The organism is Mucilaginibacter sp., assembly GCF_025362475.1.
In the GTDB taxonomy this organism is placed as follows: Bacteria; Bacteroidota; Bacteroidia; order Sphingobacteriales; family Sphingobacteriaceae; genus Mucilaginibacter.
This window is the reverse complement of record NZ_JANYGH010000068.1, coordinates 11408-31289: the sequence shown is the minus strand read 5'-3', so window position 1 is coordinate 31289 and position 19882 is coordinate 11408. Positions and strand designations below refer to the sequence as shown.

15 protein-coding genes are annotated in these 19882 nt (G+C 41.3%); 7 read left to right on the top strand and 8 right to left on the bottom strand.

Going from position 1 to position 19882, the window contains the following annotated elements; all coding sequences use genetic code 11:
* The first annotated feature begins 168 nt into the window (after positions 1 to 168).
* Together tsaD and Q0R88_RS24115 are read left to right on the top strand one after the other, a co-directional pair.
* Positions 169 to 1170 carry a tRNA (adenosine(37)-N6)-threonylcarbamoyltransferase complex transferase subunit TsaD gene (gene tsaD / locus Q0R88_RS24120; RefSeq protein ID WP_295720987.1) on the top strand — a complete coding sequence of 334 codons (1002 nt, stop codon included), beginning with the start codon at positions 169 to 171 and terminating at the stop codon, positions 1168 to 1170.
* 91 nt (positions 1171 to 1261) lie between these two features.
* Positions 1262 to 1432: a hypothetical protein gene (locus Q0R88_RS24115; RefSeq protein WP_295720986.1), complete on the top strand. Its 171-nt coding sequence runs from the start codon at positions 1262 to 1264 to the stop codon at positions 1430 to 1432.
* Between the two features lie 406 nt (positions 1433 to 1838).
* On the opposite strand, the gene Q0R88_RS24110 is transcribed toward Q0R88_RS24115, so the two are convergent.
* Entirely contained in the window at positions 1839 to 2435 is a 597-nt protein-coding gene (locus Q0R88_RS24110; protein WP_295720985.1) for a glycoside hydrolase family 19 protein, read from the bottom strand.
* Positions 2436 to 2743: 308 nt separating this feature from the next.
* Complete coding sequence (uvrA, locus tag Q0R88_RS24105; RefSeq protein ID WP_295720984.1) at positions 2744 to 5677, bottom strand: excinuclease ABC subunit UvrA; 2934 nt, start codon at positions 5675 to 5677, stop codon at positions 2744 to 2746.
* 509 nt (positions 5678 to 6186) lie between these two features.
* On the opposite strand from uvrA, the gene Q0R88_RS24100 reads away from it, so the two are divergent.
* The 4 genes from Q0R88_RS24100 (at position 6187) to recA (ending at position 9494) form a co-directional block, all read left to right on the top strand.
* On the top strand, positions 6187 to 6771 hold the full coding sequence (locus Q0R88_RS24100; RefSeq protein ID WP_295720983.1) for a sigma-70 family RNA polymerase sigma factor: 585 nt from the start codon (positions 6187 to 6189) through the stop codon (positions 6769 to 6771).
* Positions 6772 to 7039: 268 nt separating this feature from the next.
* Positions 7040 to 7183, top strand: coding sequence for a hypothetical protein (locus Q0R88_RS24095; RefSeq protein ID WP_295720982.1), 144 nt, complete (start codon positions 7040 to 7042; stop codon positions 7181 to 7183).
* Positions 7184 to 7501: 318 nt separating this feature from the next.
* Positions 7502 to 8263 (top strand): endonuclease III, encoded by a 762-nt coding sequence (gene nth / locus Q0R88_RS24090; RefSeq protein ID WP_295720981.1) that lies wholly within the window; start codon positions 7502 to 7504, stop codon positions 8261 to 8263.
* Between the two features lie 208 nt (positions 8264 to 8471).
* Positions 8472 to 9494 carry a recombinase RecA gene (gene recA / locus Q0R88_RS24085; RefSeq protein WP_295720980.1) on the top strand — a complete coding sequence of 341 codons (1023 nt, stop codon included), beginning with the start codon at positions 8472 to 8474 and terminating at the stop codon, positions 9492 to 9494.
* 88 nt (positions 9495 to 9582) lie between these two features.
* On the opposite strand, the gene Q0R88_RS24080 is transcribed toward recA, so the two are convergent.
* Complete coding sequence (locus tag Q0R88_RS24080) at positions 9583 to 10155, bottom strand: hypothetical protein (RefSeq protein WP_295720979.1); 573 nt, start codon at positions 10153 to 10155, stop codon at positions 9583 to 9585.
* A 119-nt stretch (positions 10156 to 10274) separates the two neighbouring features.
* Between Q0R88_RS24080 and Q0R88_RS24075 the strand changes: the two genes are divergently transcribed.
* Positions 10275 to 11909, top strand: a complete 1635-nt coding sequence (locus Q0R88_RS24075) for an ABC transporter substrate-binding protein (RefSeq protein ID WP_295720978.1) — start codon at positions 10275 to 10277, stop codon at positions 11907 to 11909.
* 273 nt (positions 11910 to 12182) lie between these two features.
* On the opposite strand, the gene Q0R88_RS24070 is transcribed toward Q0R88_RS24075, so the two are convergent.
* The 5 genes from Q0R88_RS24070 to Q0R88_RS24050 all read right to left on the bottom strand — a co-directional run bounded on the left by Q0R88_RS24070 (position 12183) and on the right by Q0R88_RS24050 (position 19715).
* Positions 12183 to 12506: a hypothetical protein gene (locus Q0R88_RS24070; RefSeq protein WP_295720977.1), complete on the bottom strand. Its 324-nt coding sequence runs from the start codon at positions 12504 to 12506 to the stop codon at positions 12183 to 12185.
* Positions 12507 to 12726: 220 nt separating this feature from the next.
* Positions 12727 to 13140 carry an SseB family protein gene (locus tag Q0R88_RS24065; protein WP_295720976.1) on the bottom strand — a complete coding sequence of 138 codons (414 nt, stop codon included), beginning with the start codon at positions 13138 to 13140 and terminating at the stop codon, positions 12727 to 12729.
* A gap of 128 nt (positions 13141 to 13268) precedes the next feature.
* Entirely contained in the window at positions 13269 to 15536 is a 2268-nt protein-coding gene (locus Q0R88_RS24060; RefSeq protein WP_295720975.1) for an aconitate hydratase, read from the bottom strand.
* Between the two features lie 153 nt (positions 15537 to 15689).
* Positions 15690 to 16913 (bottom strand): PQQ-dependent sugar dehydrogenase, encoded by a 1224-nt coding sequence (locus Q0R88_RS24055; RefSeq protein WP_295720974.1) that lies wholly within the window; start codon positions 16911 to 16913, stop codon positions 15690 to 15692.
* A 42-nt stretch (positions 16914 to 16955) separates the two neighbouring features.
* Positions 16956 to 19715 carry a glycoside hydrolase family 2 TIM barrel-domain containing protein gene (locus Q0R88_RS24050; protein WP_295720973.1) on the bottom strand — a complete coding sequence of 920 codons (2760 nt, stop codon included), beginning with the start codon at positions 19713 to 19715 and terminating at the stop codon, positions 16956 to 16958.
* Positions 19716 to 19882 lie beyond the last annotated feature (167 nt).

The following is a 19882-nucleotide window of genomic DNA, read 5'->3' as shown; positions in this document are numbered from 1 at the left end:
GTACTATTTTGAGTGCTTTTTTAATAACTTTGTGTTTTTTAATTAGTGAATTGCTGAATTGTTGATTTAGTGAGCTTTTCCCTTCATTTACAATCTAACTGAATGATAGTTTGGGAAATATTCATAAATCGCTATTTAGCTGATTCAATAAATCAATAATTCATAATCGTGCCTGTAATATTAGGAATTGAATCTTCATGTGATGATACCTCGGCCTCTGTTTGCGTTGATGGTGTAATATTGAGCAATGTTATTGCCAATCAAAGCATTCACGAAGCATATGGGGGCGTTGTTCCTGAGCTTGCCTCAAGAGTTCATCAGCAAAACATTGTTCCGGCCGTTCAACAAGCATTATTGAACGCAAAAGTAAACAAAAATGATATTGATGCAGTAGCTTTTACGCGCGGTCCGGGACTTTTAGGCTCACTTTTAGTTGGGGTATCGTTCGCAAAGGGATTTGCGCTGGCTCAAAAGGCTCCGCTTATTGAAATAAACCACATGCAAGCCCACATATTGGCGCATTTTATTGGTGATCATAAACCAATATTCCCTTTTTTGTGCCTTACGGTATCTGGCGGGCACACGCAAATAGTGTTGGTGAAAGATTATTTTGATATGGAGATCATTGGCCAGACTTTAGATGACGCTGCCGGCGAGGCCATGGATAAAACCAGTAAGATTTTGGGCTTGCCATATCCGGGTGGGCCGTTGATTGATAAATACGCGCGCCAGGGTAATCCTGATGCGTATAAATTTCCTGAACCACAGATCCCCGGGTTTAACTTTAGTTTTAGCGGCTTAAAAACATCTATACTATATTTCATAAGAGATAATGTGGCAAAGAACCCTGATTTTATAAGTCAAAACCTGCCGGATATTTGCGCCTCTGTTGAAAAACGGATAGTTACCATATTGCTGAATAAGCTACAGAAAGCCGCAAATGAATATGGTATAAAGCAATTAGCTTTGGCAGGCGGAGTATCGGCAAATACCGGTTTAAGATTAGGTTTAGCAGATCTTTGTGAAAAAAATGGCTGGGAGAGTTTTATTCCAAAAATGGAATATTGTACTGATAATGCGGCCATGATAGCCATTGCAGGTTACTATAAATATTTAAAAGGAGAATTTGTAGGGCAGGAAATTGCACCTATGGCGAGGATGATATTTTAAGCCCCCCGGCCCCTAAAGGGGGGAGGCTTGAATAGAAATCATTAACTTTGTATAAATTTAACATTCCCCCTTTAGGGGGTTAGGGGGCTATATGAACATTCCATCATTAATATTCTGGGCGGTATTTGTACTGCCATTGGTTGTATTTTTAGTTTGGCTGATGCGCCAGGATAAGAAAAAAGGAGTTACCGGGCTTATTGTATTAGCTATTACCGTTATTGGAGGTATAGTTTACATGTACATAAAAACAGGTGGCAAGTAGGTTGGTTGGCTGATTGGGCTAATAAAAATCCTTTAATTAAGTACCTGAGATTTTATTGAAAAATCGGGTTAAAAAAAATACCCGTCATTGCGAGGTACGAAGCAATCTCCAAACTGTACAGATGGGACTATGCAAGTTCGACTTTTTTATGTAGAGATTGCTTCGTGCCTACCCATGACATATTTACTAAAAAGCTTTTGTCATCCTGAACGATAGTGAAGGATCTATTCTCCGCTATACTTCTTCGACCTGTACAGTCTGAGAATAGATCCTTCGTTCCTCAGGATGACAAACTTTTCAAACGTCATTTTCCTTTCAGTGTCCTCCGGATAGTAAAACTCGATGCGTTTCATTAAATCATAGGAACCTCTCCTCCAGGTTTTAGTTCTGGCAATCACGAGTTTCACTACGCCATAGCCACCTCTTCGGTCAAACCTTTATGAAAAACCTGCGCATAGCCGGCTATCATTTCGGCGGCATCAAGGCCATTAATTATTTTACGGGCATTTACCCAGTCGGTAACTTTATCATTAAAATATTTACCCAAACCGGCGCCAGTGAAAAAGCCACCGCTCATTCCTTTTACCAGGATGGCTGCGGCAATTTCGGGCTGCAAGGCCATTTCGGGGTTGTTGAGCAAATCAACGTGTAACAAGCGACCCATGCTTTCATAATTCTCATACCAGGTTAATTGTACATAACCCCGGCCATAGTATAATTTATCCGGGGAACTGTAGGCAACGCGATGACCAGGGCCACTCCCCATTTTAAACTTTTGACCATAAGGGTGCCCGGCGCCTTTACCAAATTCGGCAATGGGTTCCATGGTTTTGGCACATTCATGAAAAACAGTAGCCAGCATGTAGGCTGCTTTGCGTTCATCAGTGATACCGGCTTCTGCGATAGCTTTTAAAATGTTTTCGATGCCATCAATCTGGCTTTGTGAAATATGACCGCCAAACATGGGGCGGACATCGTCATAAAATTCTTTTGTACCTGGCATGATCTTATAGATTAGTGGTTAACAATAAAAGAAAAATATGCAAGCTAAAGGCTTGTTTAAAAGGGAGATAGATTAGTTTATAGGCTTTGTGTATCAAATGTAAATATTCCTGATTGGAATATCAAAATAAAATTTAAGCTGAAATTATTTTTAATGTGGAGTGCGTAGAGGGTGTCTCCGGCGTGCAAATTCAAACTGGAATGTACGCTGTATATAGTTAGAGGCGCATATTTTGCGCCTCTAACAAAGGGAAATTCTATAATTTGGAAAGTCTGCTTAATCTGGTTCAGAAAAAAAAAGCAGCGGTTTTATTTTCCGAATCGTTCTTTTAAATAATGCCCGGTATGTGATTTTTTTTCTTTGATCAATGCCTCGGGTACGCCTTCAAAAACAACTTTACCGCCACGGTCGCCACCTTCGGGGCCGATGTCGATGACCCAGTCGGCACATTTTATTACATCCATATTGTGTTCAATTACAATAATGGTGTTGCCATGATCCAGCAATGCATCAAAAGATTTAAGCAGTTTTTTGATATCGGCAAAGTGTAAGCCCGTAGTCGGCTCATCAAAAATGAAAAGTGTTTTATGGGTGTTGTTACCCTTTACCAGGAAAGATGCCAGCTTAATACGCTGTGCCTCGCCACCTGATAGTGTATTTGACGATTGACCTAATTGCACATAGCCCAAGCCAACATCAACCAAAGGTTTTATTTTAGCGATGATCTTAGGCTCTTTGGCGAAGAAAAGGAGTGCTTCATCAATAGTCATATGCAGCACTTCGGCAACGTTTTTTTCGTTGTAGGTGATATCGAGGATATGCTGCTTAAAACGGTTGCCGCCGCAGGTTTCGCAGGTTAAAAAGATATCGGCCATAAACTGCATCTCTATCTTCACCTCGCCCTCGCCCTGGCAAACATCACAGCGACCACCCTCTACGTTAAACGAGAATGCTGATGGCTTTAAGCCTGCTGCTTTGGCTACTGGTTGAGAGGCATACAAGTTACGGATCTCATCCCAGGCTTTTACATAAGTAACCGGGTTTGAGCGCGACGAACGGCCGATAGGGTTTTGGTCCACCATCTCTACCTGTTCAATTTTAGCATAATCGCCATCAATGCTGTCGTATGATCCGGTTTGCTCGCCAGAGTAATTGCCCAGCGTTTTTTGTAACGCGGGCGCTAAAATACGTTTAACCAGGCTCGTTTTTCCCGAGCCGGATACACCCGTAACCACCGTAAGCACTCCTAACGGAAATTTAGCGTTAACGTGTTGCAGGTTGTTTTCGCGGGCGCCTTTTATCTCAATAAAATCATTCCATTTTCGGCGAGTGGCGGGTATAGCAATTTCTTCTTTGCCACTCAAATATCTGCCGGTTAAACTGTTATCGTCCTTTATAATTTCGTCATAGGTGCCGGTAAATATCAACTCGCCTCCATGAGTACCTGCTTCCGGGCCAATATCAATAATATGGTCTGCGGCTTTCATGATCTCTTCCTCGTGCTCAACTACCAAAACGGTATTGCCTACATCACGAAGAGATTTAAGTACCCCTATCAATCGTTGGGTATCGCGGGGGTGTAAACCGATGCTTGGCTCATCTAATACATAGATGGAGCCCACCAGGCTACTGCCTAAAGAAGTAGCCAGGTTAATGCGCTGTGATTCGCCGCCCGATAGGGTGTTTGATAACCGGTTGAGGGTTAAATAGCCTAAGCCTACATCATTCAGGAACACCAGGCGGTTGGTTATCTCCATGAGCAAACGCTTGCCGATTTTTAAATCTGTTTCGGTTAGCTTTAAACCCTGGAAAAACTCCAGCGCTTTATCCAAAGGCATCAATACCACATCGGTAATGGAGCGTTCGCTGATCTTTACGTATGAGGCATCCTGGCGTAAACGGCTGCCCTTACATTCGGGGCAGTTGGTTTTACCCCTGTATCGCGATAGCAAAACACGGTATTGAATTTTATAGGTTTGCGCCTCCATCTCCTTGAAAAATTCATCAAGGCCACGGAAAAACTTATTACCCGTCCACAACAGCCTTTGCTCTTTGGCCGTAAGTTGGTTATACTGGCGATGGATCGGAAAGTCAAATTTTAGTGCATGTTTTACTAAATTATCGTTCCACTCGCGCATTTTTTCGCCGCGCCATGGTGCAATGGCACCTTCATAAACAGATTTGCTTTTATCCGGAATAACCAGGTCTTCATCAATGCCAATAACCTTGCCATAGCCTTCGCATTTTTTGCAGGCGCCATAAGGGTTATTAAAGCTGAAGAAATTGGGGCTCGGCTCTTCGAATTTTATGCCATCCAATTCAAAGCGGTCGCAAAAAAAGCGTTCCGTTTCCTGGTCAGCATCCGGTTCCTGGTAACGCACGTAGCAATCGCCTTTCCCCTCAAAAAAGGTGGTCTGTATAGAATCGCCAAGGCGGCTTACAGTTTCATCTTCTTCGTTTTTATGTATGCGGTCGACCACAATTCTTACTGCTGAGTAGGAGGTAAGTGATGACTGATGTGTGGTAAGGTTAGTTTCGGTATCTGCTTCAACTTCCTTTTTTTTGCTCTTAGTTTTCAGCTTTAAGGTTTCGCCTTTCGCCTCTTCAATAAGCCATGAGCCATCATCAACTATGCTGGCATCTTCTAATAAAGCTTCTATTTTTGACAGCTTGCCCTGGTACTCTACCCGCACAAAACCTTTTTGCATTAACACGGCAAGCTCTTCTTTTAAGCTGCGGTTATTATGCGGATATAATGGCGCTAATAAAGTTACCTGGGTTTCATTTGGCAGCGATAGTATAAAATTCACCACATCGGTCACCGAATCCTTTTTTACCGGGAGGCCCGATACAGGCGAAATGGTTTTGCCGATGCGTGAGAAAAGTAACTTCAGGTAATCGTAAATCTCGGTTGAGGTACCCACTGTTGAACGCGGGTTTGAGGTAATTACCTTTTGCTCAATAGCGATAGCGGGCGCAATGCCCTTAATATAATCTACATCTGGCTTGTTCATACGGCCCAAAAACTGGCGTGCGTATGATGACAGGCTCTCTACATAACGGCGCTGACCTTCGGCATAAAGTGTATCAAATGCGAGAGATGACTTACCCGAACCCGACATGCCCGTAACCACAACCAGCTTGTTTTTGGGGATAGCCACATCCATGTTTTTAAGGTTATGAACACGTGCCCCTTTTATAATGATATGTTTCGACGGATCTTTTTCTGCTTCTTTACTCATTCTTCGAATTAGTTCATGGTTCATAGTTCATGGATCATAGGGATTAGTTAAACAGGAGAAAACGGCAAAAATTTTGCCATAAACTATGATCTGTTAACTATGAACTTTTTGCGAGTGCAAAAATCCTAAAATATTTAGCAGTATCCAAATTGGTTTTACTTTGTTTGGTTGTTTATATTGAATTAGGTATCGACTTTACAGTTTACTGACTTTTAATTGTTTACGATAAATTTTTAGATGCATATATTGTGAGGATTATTTGAATCGGAATTAAACCTTTTTTACAAAGAATCGTCGAACAGGTAAGCGTCAAAATATTTTATGCCCCGATGCTTATTTACAGCAATTAACCTGATAGACAGAAGTAAATAAAAAATATAATTTGCTTTTTAAGATAGAAATTGTTTTATTTGAGGTAACAATTTCTTAACCCCTAAGGAGCATACTATAGAAGATACTTTACTTGTAAGAAGATTTTAACTAAAATTAAGTTTAAAGTAGTACGTTCTATGGATTTTCAATTGAAGAGTGATCAGGATCTAATCCATCAATATATTGCCGGTGATGAAGCAGGATTGGTAGAATTGATAAGACGATATCAGTCAAAAATATACACCTCTATTTATCTTTTGGTAAAAGACGAATACCTTGCCGAGGATATTTTTCAGGATGCTTTTATAAAAGTAATAAATACCCTTAAAGCCGGTAAGTATAACGAAGAAGGTAAATTTTTACCTTGGGTAACGCGTATTGCGCATAATTTGGTCATTGACCATTTTCGACGCGAAAAACGTGCTCCAATGGTAAGTAATGGCGACGACTTTGATATTTTTGAAGTGTTGGGTAATTACGATGAAAGTACCGAGGATAAGATGGTTAGAGACCAAACTTATAAGGACCTTAAATCGTTGATACAGCTGTTACCTTCCGAACAAAAGGAAGTATTGATTATGCGCCACTTTGGCGATATGAGTTTCAAGGAAATAGCCGATATAACTGAGGTGAGCATTAATACCGCTCTTGGCCGTATGCGCTATGCACTCAATAACCTGCGCAAGATGATGCAGGGCAAGGAAATGAGTTTAAAAAATTAATATTAAATTTAGGTATTTTTATATGTAGATCCGGTTGCTGATTAATTATCAGTTAACCGGATTTTCTGTGTTAATGCCGTTATCAAGCAAAAAATCAAATACTTAGTAACTAATAAGTAAATGGCAGAATAAAAAAATTTCATTTAATTTTCATTTAACAAAATATTATCTTTAAGCCACCGTTATAAATCGTATAAAATTTATACTAAAAAAGCTTATGGATGAAACCTTTACAAAAACATTAAATGGAACTGCTAACCAAGCTCAGATGAACGATAACGTACATGAATATCTGGATGCGGATGATATGATTTTTTATAACTCTATCCGTGCCGATTTGGACCTTCTGAAAAAGAAGCCCAAAGTGCAAACTATACACCAGATTTTGGACTACTCGAAGAGTTTACGGTAAGCATTACTAACCTCACTGGTTCATAGATCACAATTGTTGATTAAGGTTACCCGATGTGAATCGAAATAACCAAAAGCCAATAAGTGATTTATGAACCTTTCTATTTAATAGCTCATTGGTTCATTAGTTCACTGGTTCATTGGTGAATAGTTCGATAAATTTTTATAGCTGATATTTTAACGATTTTGCCAATTGCGATTTATTGAGCATAATTGCAATGTATTGGATATGCCGCATTACTATAAACTAATAAGCGGTTAGATTAATGAATTATGCAGCTACCAATGAACTAATGAATAAGCGAACCAATGAACTAACATGCTGAGAGCCGACCGTTACCGCCATTTTGTTGAATATTTTTCTAAAAGTCAACCTAACCCTGTTACCGAGCTTCATTATAATAACCCTTTCCAGTTGCTGGTGGCGGTCATTTTATCGGCGCAATGTACAGATAAGCGAATTAACCAGGTTACACCTGCGCTTTTTGAACGTTTCCCTACGCCGGAGGATCTGGCAGCTTCTACATCCGAAGAAGTTTTTACTTATATCCGTAGTGTGAGCTATCCTAATAATAAAGCCAAACATTTGGTTGGTATGGGTAAAATGCTGGTTGAAGTTTTCAACGGCGAAGTACCTTCAGGAATAGAAAATTTACAAAAAATGCCGGGAGTTGGTCGAAAAACGGCAAACGTTATAGCTTCGGTAGTGTTTGATGAGCCTGCAATGGCTGTTGATACCCATGTTTTCAGGGTAAGCAACCGGATAGGTTTAACCAACAACGCTACCACCCCGTTGGCAGTAGAAAAGCAGTTGATTCAACACATCCCAAAAGAATATATAGGCGTTGCCCATCACTGGCTGATATTGCATGGCCGTTATATATGTGTGGCCCGCAGCCCTAAGTGCGAAATATGCCCGCTAACCTGGTTTTGCCGGTATTATGAACGTAATAATACCGAGGCCGCATTACTACGCGCCGAAGCTGCCAAAATCAAAAAAGCGAAAGAAGCTAAAAAGAAAAAGGCTTTAAACGTGATTAGTAAAGAATTGAAAAAGCGTAGTGTGGAGAAAGATATTTGATTGGTATTATTAGGTTGATTAATTTCAACATAAATAATAAACCCACTATCCCTTTTGTCATCCTGAGGAACGAAGGATCTATTAGCCGCAATGCAAATCGCCCAATAGATGCTTCACTGCGTTCAGCATGACAGTGAAGAAATAATAATTACTAAAAAAATTAGTATTTTAAAATAAAACATTTATATTTGTTGAAGAAAATTTGAAGATGGCTAACATAGATAAAAATAACTCGGATAAATTAAAAGCATTACAGCTTACACTGGATAAGCTTGAAAAATCATACGGAAAAGGTACCATCATGAAATTGGGTGATTCCGTTATTGAGCCTACAGAAGTTATATCAACCGGCTCTTTAGGGCTTGATATCGCTTTAGGTGTTGGTGGCTTACCTAAAGGTAGAGTTATTGAAATATATGGCCCTGAATCATCTGGTAAAACCACATTGGCTATTCATGCCATTGCCGAATCGCAAAAGAAAGGTGGCATCGCGGCATTTATTGATGCGGAGCATGCTTTCGATCGTTTTTACGCCAAGAAATTGGGCGTTGATGTGGAGAATTTGTTGATCTCTCAACCTGATAATGGTGAGCAGGCCCTGGAAATTGCTGATAACCTGATCCGTTCAGGAGCTATTGATATTTTAGTTATTGACTCTGTTGCCGCGTTAGTTCCTAAAGCGGAAATTGAAGGCGAAATGGGTGACTCAAAAATGGGGCTTCATGCACGTTTAATGTCACAGGCTTTGCGTAAGTTAACCGGTACCATCAGCAAAACCGGATGTTGCTGTATTTTTATCAACCAGTTGCGCGATAAAATTGGTGTGATGTTTGGTAACCCCGAAACTACAACAGGTGGTAACGCCTTAAAGTTCTACGCTTCGGTACGTTTAGATGTACGCCGTATTTCGCAGATTAAGGATACCGACGAGGTTTCTGGTAACCGCGTAAAAGTGAAGATCGTTAAAAATAAAGTGGCGCCGCCGTTCCGTATTGCTGAGTTTGATATTATGTTTGGTGAAGGTATTTCCAAAGCCGGCGAGATCATTGACTTAGGTGTTGAGTACAATATTATTAAAAAAGCAGGTTCTTGGTTCAGCTACGGCGAAACCCGCCTTGGCCAGGGTCGTGATGCAGTTAAACAACTGATATTGGATAACCCGGAACTGATGGAAGAACTGGAAGCTAAAATTAAAGAAACCGTTACCGGCGAGCATTTAGCCGAGGTATAATTTTCGATTTACTGATATTAAAAACCCCGCTAAACGCGGGGTTTTTTGTTGCAGAACTATTTCTTAATGAGGGCGGGAATTGTAGCTTTTAATTGCTCCCCATATCTTCCGGTTGGTTTTCTACGAAAAGGTTTTGCATCTTTTTAATTTGCTTGCGCCTGTTGAAAAACTCATCAAGTAAGTAGGCAGGGATAAAGCACGCGATCCAGATAGCTATTGTTAAATAATCCGAAAGATTAATTTCCAGAAAAGCGGGGACAGTTCCAATAAACATAAAAGATATAAAACCAGCCCATGAATAGTAATTGGCTTGCTTTAGCTTCAATAAATAGCCATCCTCGACGAAATTTCGTTTGAAGGCAAACGTTAGTAACGGGATCCAAAAAATAAAAAAAAGATTTTTTTGCAAAAGGTTAAGGTCGTCAACAATGTTCCTTTTCACAAAGATGTTTAACTTCTCGTTCTGTTTATCTTTATAATTCTTAACGTCATCCTCGGATACTTCCCTGCTTGAAAGTTCCTGGATAGCAACAGTTATGGCCAACTCGGTATAACTGGATTTGTTTTCAATAATTTCCATCAGTTTATCGGTGGAAAGCGTTGCATATTTTTGTTGAAGTTCTTCCTGGGTTATCATAATTACAAGGCAGGTTTTGCTCAAATATAATATTTGTGGTTGAATAAGCAGGAGACCCATTTTACCAAGATTTCTTTCATCTTTAAGTAATAAATCGCCGGGTCTCCAATTCGCTAATTCAATAATTATTACATTAGCTTTTGATGAATAAATTGGTTGTATTGCTGCTATTGGTGCTGATGTTTCAGCTTTCGGCTTGCTTTACAAAATCTACCAATTCGGGCAAGGCAGTTTTTAATATTAACCTGGAGGAAGGTCTCACCTCGCTCGACCCGGCTTTTTGCAGAAATCATTATACCATTTGGATGGATAACCAGGTTTTTAACGGTCTGGTACAGATTAATGATAGTTTAAAAGTTACTCCCTGCATTGCCAAAAACTGGCAGGTATCTGCCGATGGTTTACTTTACACATTTCACCTGCGCAATGATGTTTATTTTCATGACGATCCGCATTTTGCAAATGGCATCGGGCGTAAAGCTGTAGCGGCAGATTTTGTGTACAGCTTTGGCCGGTTGATTGATCCAAAAGTGGCTTCGTCCGGTTCCTGGATCTTTAGTGATAAGGTGGATGATAAGCGCGCATTCTCGGCCCCTGATGATAGCACGTTCTTAATAAAGCTTAAACAGCCCTTCGCGCCATTTTTGAGTATGCTTACGGCCCAATATTGCTCTGTAGTGCCAAAAGAGGTGGTGGAGTTTTATGGGAAGGATTTCAGAAGTCACCCGATAGGTACAGGTCCTTTTAAACTGAAGTATTGGAAAGAGGGTGAAGTGCTGGTACTGCTTAAAAATGATAAGTATTGGGAGTTTGATAAAAGGGGTAAACGGCTACCATACCTGGATGCTGTAAGGGCTACTTTTATTGCCGATAAGCAAACCTCCTTTTTGGAGTTTGTGAAAAAAAAGCTCGACTTTTTGAATGATATTGATGGCAGCTACCGGGATGATATTCTTACCAAATCGGGCAAGATAACGCAAAAATATAAGGGCAAGTTTATTCTGAATACAGCGCCGTATTTGAACACCATGTACCTGGGGATCCTGGTGGATAGTAACCTGGCCATTGTGAAAAAATCGCCCTTGAAAATATTGAAAGTGCGGCAGGCTATAAACTATGCTATCGACAGGCAAAAGATGATCAAGTATTTGCGCAATAGCATGGGCACACCTGGGTACTCGGGCTTTATACCGCAGGGCATGCCTGGCTTTGATGGTAAATGTGTTAAAGGGTATTCCTACGATCCGGAAAAAGCGCGGAGGCTATTGGCAGACGCCGGTTTTCCAGATGGTAAAAACTTGCCCGAAATATCGTTAGCCACCACTGTTGGCTATCGCAGCCTGATAGAGTATGTGCAAGGTCAGCTGGATAGGATCGGCATTAAAACCAGTGTTGAAATTACGCAGGGCGCCAGTTTGCGTGAGTTAGTATCCAAAAACGGCATCAACTTTTTTTACGGCCAATGGATAGCCGATTACCCGGATGGTGAAAACTACCTGTCGGTTTTTTACTCCAAAAACAAAATTCCGTACGGGCCTAATTACACCGGCTTTAACAATAAAAAGTTTGATACGTTGTTTGAACAAACTTACCATGTAAAAAATGATTCGGCCCGCTACGCGCTGTACCAGCAAATGGATAACCTGGTAATGGAGCAATCGCCGGTAGTGGTATTGTATTATGATAAGCTGGTGAATTTATATCAGAATAATATCTCGGGTTATAGTTTAAACGGGCAAAATCTGTTGGTGTTGAAGAGGGTGGTGAAGGGGCTTTAAATGCTTGAAAGGGACTACTGTGAGTAGATAGCTTTTTAATGAAAGAAAATGTCATTTCGACCGAACAGGCGTGGGGAAAAAGAAGGGGGGAGGAGAAATCTTATACGACCTGCATGTTCGCTTGTCGCTTATATAAGATTTCTCCTCACCCCCAGCGCTCAATTCCTCCTCTGGTTCGCTCGAAATGACAATCCGTTTTATTAATTGACAAGAATCAAAAGATGTGTCAATACAGTCGATAAAGGGGGAGAGCACATAGTTTAATAAACTGTATTATTTATCTGTATACTTCAACGCATCGGCATTTACTATAGCGGCCTGGTTATTCTTGGTGGCATCGGTGCCTAAAATAACTACGGCATCTGCACCAACGGTTTTGGCGTATTCTGATAGTCTTTGCTTTACAGCTTCCTGCTTCGGGTAATTTTCGCAGGTTAAATGGCCTATAACCTTGTATTCCCTTTTAACATCATGGGTAGAATAATAGATTTCTACAGATGTTGTAGGGCTCAGTCTATCGCCAAAATAAGTAATAGGAACAGCACAGGAAGATAGCAATAAGCAAATACCTGCAGTAAATGAATAGTGATTTTTCATAGCCCGATTGTTTAGATTAGTTAGACTAAGATACAGCCGGGTGGTTTACTGAATATTGTGTAAAAGTGATATTACAATCTTCTTGCACTCGTTTATAAGGGACGCTTAGCTTGGTTTCGCGATGGCATCGTTTGGGTTATGAAGAATATTTCATTATTCTTCCATCGTATTATAAACGCTATTCCATATGAGCACTCATCATAACGAGCTTAAGTTGGTTTTACGTTAAAATACTCCCATCTAATATTTGTTCAATCTCTGAAGGGAGAATTTCTTTTGCGAAATCGGAATATGGGTTAATGATCAGTGTTTTTCCAATCAGCATCTTTAACAGATCTTTCCCCTCGAGTTCTAAAAAACAAACCTCTGTCTTAATTATTCCCCTATCAAAAATTCTGTCCGTCGAAGTAAAGACCGGTACACTACCGTTGTTTAATGTTCGAACCTGGGCCTTTGTGTTGCCGTTTGTAATAAATGAGCCTTGCGGAAACATACCTTCTTCGGTCAATACAAAGAATTTTTCAGAGAGTATTCTTGCATAAATGTCTATTCGATATGCAGGTTCGAAGGCACTCTTTTTTAGCAAAGCTTCAAAGGTCGGTTCTTTCTTTTTAAACATATCAAATAATCCCATTGATTACAATATACAAGATAAACAGAAGAAAATTAAATTAACCATTGTTAATTGCAAACAAAAAAGCCTCCCGAAAAGGGAGGCTTAAAAATTATATAAATCCGAAATCGAAAATCCGATATCCGAAATTAAGATGCCATTTGTTTACGGATGATGTTCAATGCGCCACCTGCTTTAAACCACTCAATTTGCTGAGCGTTATAAGTATGGTTTACCGCGAATGAATCAACAGAACCGTCTTTATGGTTTAATACTACGGTTAACTGTTTGCCCGGGGCAAATGTTGTTAAGCCATTGATGTCAATCACATCGTCTTCCTGGATCTTATCGTAGTCATTGTTATCTGCAAAGGTGATACCCAGCATACCTTGTTTCTTCAGGTTGGTTTCGTGGATACGGGCAAATGATTTTACCAGTATGGCACGTACACCCAAGTGACGTGGCTCCATGGCCGCGTGCTCACGTGAAGAACCTTCGCCATAGTTTTCGTCGCCTACTACTATTGAACCAATGCCATTTGCTTTGTAATCGCGTTGGGTAGCTGGTACCGGTCCGTATTCGCCGGTTAATTCATTTTTAACGCTATCTGCAGTGTTGTTAAAGTAGTTGATAGCACCAATCAGCATATTGTTTGATATGTTATCCAGGTGACCGCGGAACTTTAACCAAGGACCAGCCATAGAGATATGATCGGTAGTACATTTGCCTTTTGCTTTAATCAGCAATTTCAAGCCTTTAATATCGGTACCTTCCCATGCGGTAAACGGCTCCAATAATTGTAAACGCGCTGATTTTGGATCAACTAATACCTGCACCTGGCTGCCATCTTCGGCAGGGGCCTGGTAGCCGGCATCTTCAACTGCATAACCTTTAACCGGCATTTCAATACCCAATGGTTCGTCAAGTTTAACTTGTTCGCCGTTAAGGTTGGTTAAAGTATCAGTAAGCGGGTTAAACGTTAAATCACCTGCAATAGCCAAAGCTGTTACAATCTCTGGCGATGCTACAAAAGCGTGGGTATTAGGGTTACCATCCTGGCGTTTTGCGAAGTTACGGTTAAACGATGTGATGATAGAGTTTTTACGCGTAGGATCGTCTGTATGACGTGCCCATTGACCAATACATGGTCCGCAGGCGTTAGCCAATACAACACCGCCCATTTGGGTAAATGTATCCAGGTAACCATCACGTTCAACTGTGTAACGTACCAGTTCTGATCCTGGTGTAATGGTAAACTCTGCCTTGGTAGTAAGGTGTTTATCAATAGCCTGTTTTGCAATAGATGCAGAACGGGTGATATCTTCGTAAGATGAGTTGGTACAAGAACCTATCAAACCAACTTCTAATTTTGCAGGCCAGTTGTTTTCTTTAACCGCGGTAGCAAATTTAGAGATAGGCCAGGCCAGATCTGGTGTAAAAGGGCCATTAATGTGTGGTTCCAGCTCAGATAGGTTGATCTCGATAACCTGGTCAAAATATTGCTCAGGGTTTGCGTAAACTTCATCGTCGCCGGTTAAGTGCTCAGCAACGGCGTTTGCAAGCTCGGCAATATCAGCGCGTTTTGTTCCGCTTAAGTAGGTCGCGATTTTTTCATCGTAACCAAATACAGAAGTGGTTGCACCAATTTCGGCACCCATGTTACAGATGGTGCCTTTACCTGTTGCAGAAAGTGAACGTGCACCTTCACCAAAATATTCAACAACAGCACCGGTACCACCTTTTACAGTAAGGATACCTGCTACTTTCAAAATAACGTCTTTAGCTGATGTCCAGCCAGATAATTTACCGGTTAATTTAACACCGATAAGCTTAGGGAATTTAAGCTCCCAAGGTAAGCCGGCCATAACGTCACAGGCATCGGCGCCACCAACACCAATGGCTATCATACCTAAACCACCCGCGTTTGGTGTATGTGAATCGGTACCGATCATCATACCACCCGGGAAGGCGTAGTTTTCAAGAACAACCTGGTGAATAATACCGGCTCCTGCTTTCCAGAAACCAATACCATATTTATCTGATACCGAAGCCAGGAAATCATAAACTTCACGGTTGATATCGATAGCTGTATGTAAATCTTCAACTGCGCCAACTTTTGCTTGTATAAGGTGATCGCAATGTACGGTAGATGGTACAGCAACCTGCGGACGGCCAGCTTGCATAAACTGCAATAAAGCCATTTGCGCCGTTGCATCCTGCATGGCTACACGGTCTGGAGCAAAGTCAACATAGTCAACACCACGGCCAAATGCTTTTTGGGCATCGCCTTCAGAAAGGTGGGCGTATAGTATTTTTTCGGTTAAAGTTAAATGTTTACCAGTCGCTTTACGGGCAGCATCCACACGGGTGCTGTAGCGGTCGTAAACTTTTTTGATCATATCTAAATCAAAAGCCATTTGTATTTGATTTTTAGGTGAAAAGTAAAAGAATTGACACTAAACCCCTTGATAGGAGCGTAGTGCGGCGAATTTACAAAAATTACAACTAAAAGCTGTTAGTCAATTGGGTAAATGTTATTTGGAGAAATTCTAAATAAGTTGCTTCCCTGTTTAGTTTTTCACCAGCTTATAAATGCCTCCATTTGCATTTTCCGGCCCGGTATCAGCATTGGTAAGTACATACACTTCGCCTGCAGGGTCTTCGCCAAATCCTAATATTTTTGAGTTGGCGGGGATGTTTTGCAAAGTGATTTTACCACGTAGCCATTTAGTACCTGCTTTTTGTAAATAAAATATTTTTCCTACCCAATCGGCAAACACGTATTTGCTTTTTAAAACCGGCAACTGCGCTCCGTTATAAACATAGCCACCTATAACAGATATGCCTTCCGTATGGCTATATTCGGTAATTGGCATGGTAATACCCTTAATATCACAACCGCTGGCTGGATTGTAGCAATGCGTTCCTTCCATCAGCCTCCAGCCGTAATTGGCGCCCTTTGTAACAATATCAACTTCTTCCCATAAATCCTGACCTACATCACCGGCAAACAATTGCCCGGATGCCTTATCAAAAGAAAACCGATAGGGATTACGGAAACCATACGCCCATATTTCTGGCTTTGCATCTTTTCGGTCAACAAAAGGATTGGTTTTGGGTACTACGTATCCAGATGCGGTATTAACATCAACCCTCAGGATTTTGCCAAGCCAGGTATTGATACTTTGCCCGTTCCCAAAGTCGCCATGCTTATCACCCTGGCCGCCACCATCCCCAAATGAGATGTACAAATAACCATCTTTGCCAAACTGTATACAGCCGCCATCATGATTTCCGGCTGGTTTCTCGGCTGAGAGTATGATCCTGCCGCTGTTAGGGTCAACCTGGTTTGAATTTGGCGACAGCTTATATTCGGCTATAACATCCTTATGATCTGATGCCTGGCTTGACGCCGCGCTGTAAAAAACATAGAATTTTTTATTGGATTTAAATTGCGGGTGCAGGCAAATCCCTAACAATCCGCGCTCTTCATATCCTTTATTTACTTTTAGCATTTTGCTCCTGAGGTCAAGCAAAGGCTCTTCAATTAACTTTCCATTTTTTATTACCCGTATTTTTCCGGGTTGCTCGGTTACCCAGATATCGCCATTGCCAGGAAATGTTAGGGCTGTTGGCGAGTACAATTTATCGGCAATGGGCTGTACTTTTAACGTAATGAGGGATGGCTCGTCGCTTTTTTTAACCGGCTTTATTTCGTGTAAAACATAGGACGGCAATACGCATACCGCAATGCCCAAACATAATAGGGCGGTTAAAGGAAGATGTTTTTTCATAGGGTTTTATTTGTATTGATTGGTTTAATGTTTTGGTTATGATCAACGCGTAAAATCAAACCAGAGCGTGCCATTTACCGGTTCGCCGCTGATATGATTCGTTTGACTTTGTGGCCCCATTACTTTTGCCGCCTGAAACTTGGTGCCAATAGGGCTTATGGTATTTAAAAACCCGATACTACCCTCGGGAAAAGCGGGCTCAACGTTATTGTTGCTAAGTGCATCTTTTTCCCTGGCCGGGTGCAGCATTTGCAGGTACATGTTTTTATCTGCTGTGTAAACAGTGAACGGTGATTCTTTATTTTCTATCACTACCCAGTTAACTTCGGCATGGTAACCTTTAAACTCGGGGTATCCCCAGGTTTCACCCGTAATAGCGTTATTATAAGCTTTATGCCAAACGCCAAACTGTTGCCCTTTCAGCCTGTTTTTCCAAACCCGGTAAGGTCCCTGGCCAAGCCATTTCATGCCGGTAATTTTCTCTTCGGGATAATTGAATGTGATCCCGGTAAAATCAGCATCACCCTGCTGGGCATGTTGATATTCCAGTTTAACAGGACGGCCGGGGGTGAATGTCCATTTTATGTGTAATGCTCCCCCGCCCTGGTAGTCGGCTTCGATAATATATTGTTTGTTAACGGCTTTGTGCGTAAACAGTTTTAAGCTGGTATTTACGCCTGCCAAAACCGGTCCGCCAGATAATGAGATAGTGCCCGCAGGTTTAACAACCTTTTGAATATATCCGGTACCCTTATCAAAATAATAGCTTATGCCATCGCAATGTACACGAAGGGATTGATCTGTTTCGTCTGTTTTTATTGCTGATTTAACAGGCGTTGACGCAATTTTACCGGCGATAGTTGCCGGAATGGTGATTGCCGAGCTCCATGTAAATATTTCTTTTTTATCCGGCCCGTAAGCGGTAAGATAAAGCGCATCGCTTTTTGACCACGATGTTGGTAAGGCTAAATTTAATAACCCTTTTTCGCCTGGCTTAAGATCGGGTGCTGCAAGTAAGCCGGTTGCATTTACAATGGCTGCCGTAGTTTTATCATGTGCCGATGGAAATTTAACCAGTTTCCATTTAAATGAGCATTGGTTAAGGTTAGTAAAGGAATACCTGTTTTCGACAGGAATTTTCCCGTTGAAGTTTGCGTTAACAGGCTGTGGGTTTATATAAACCGGCGACCAGATCTCTTTAATGGCATAAAAGCTGCCTTCCTTTTCGCGGTGCGGCCCTACAATGCCATCGGGGGCGTGGTTCCCATCAGAATCATAGGTGTTGTTTTTATCTGTACGGATAACAGCTTCATCCAAAAGCGCCCATATAAAGCCACCGCCGCCATGAGGGTGTTTCACCATGAGGCTCCAAAAATCATCCAGTCCGGCTGCCGCTCCGCCGTCGTAAAGGCCGTGCATAAATTCTGTAGGGAAAAAAACTTCCTGCCCGGTAGCCACCGCGTTAACAATGTAATTGTAATCGGGGTAATGTTTGGTATCGGTGCCGTTAAACTTTTCCCATGGGTGTATCACGGTACGTTTTTGAGGATCGTATAAGGCATAGTCGTTATCTAATCCGCGGTTCCAGCCGCCCTCGTTGCCATTATCCCAAAAAAGGATTGAAGGGTGGTTTACATCTCTTACTACCAGTTCTTTAACTAATTTACGGCCTGCTATAGTATCATATTTAGCTTGCCAGCCGGTTAGTTCATCCAGCACATACAGGCCTAATGAATCGCACACATCCAAAAAATCCGCGTCAGGCGGATAGTGCGACATACGTACCGCGTTCATGTTCATCTCCTTCATTAGCTTAACATCCATTAAATGAACATTATGACTTAAAGTACGACCGCTTTCAGGCCAGAAACTGTGGCGATTGCTGCCTTTCATCATTATTTTGGCGCCATTTACATAAAGCGCGTCATTAGCCCTTAACTCAACCGTGCGGAAACCAAACTTTTGCTTAACCCGGTGAATAACCCCCTGTTTATTTTTTATGGCCACTATAACCTGGTACAAATTAGGAAATTCGGCGCTCCATAATAAGGGCTTGCTAAAGTTCGATTTCAGCTCCAGGTGTTCATTAGTGGTGTTTGCTTTAATAGCAAATGGTTTACCTGAATTTTCGCCATTTAGCTTTTGTACCTGGGCTTCAATAGTTTCGTCGCCTTTTAAGTTTTGCGGATATACGTCAAGCTGAAATGAACCATCGGCCTTGGCATTTACGGCAAGCCTTTCAATAAAAGTGGCTGGTACAACTTCCAGGTAAACAGGCCGGTAAATGCCTCCAAAAACCCAGAAATCACTGTTCCGGCGTTCTGCATCATTTACAGATGAGTTTGCCGATGTTTTATCAACAGTAACCTCGAGCAGGTTTTGCGCATTGGGTTTTATCAATTCGGTGATATCGTATTTGAAGCGATAAAAACTGCCCTGGTGTACCGGCCCGGCTTGTTTGCCATTAACCATCACTTTGGTATCAGTCATCGAGCCTTCAAAAACAATAAATATTTTCTTATCCTTCCAGTTACCCGCAGTAAATTCGTGCTTATATAATCCCTGTTCGTTAGCTTTAACTTTATCGTGCCCGTAGTTGTATGTGCCAAAACCCTGCAGTTCCCAGTTAGAGGGGACGTTAATTTTTGTCCATTTATTGCTGTTTCGTCCGCCGGTACAAAAGAAATCCCATTGCACGGTATGATCTTTATCCGTACCCGACAGGTATTTAATAGCAGTTTCCTGTGCTAATGCAGCAGAAACGATGAGCATGAACAAAATTGGAAGGATTGTCTTTTTCATTGTGGTTTAAGTATGTTACTTTTTAGGCTATGATGGCGTAATTATTCTGTCAATCAATAAATTGATCGAATAATTTTATACCGCTGACAAGATTAATTACTACTGAACAACAAAAAAAGAATATGGTCAATTAAAACTACGCAATCGTTGCCGGAAGAATTTTGAAC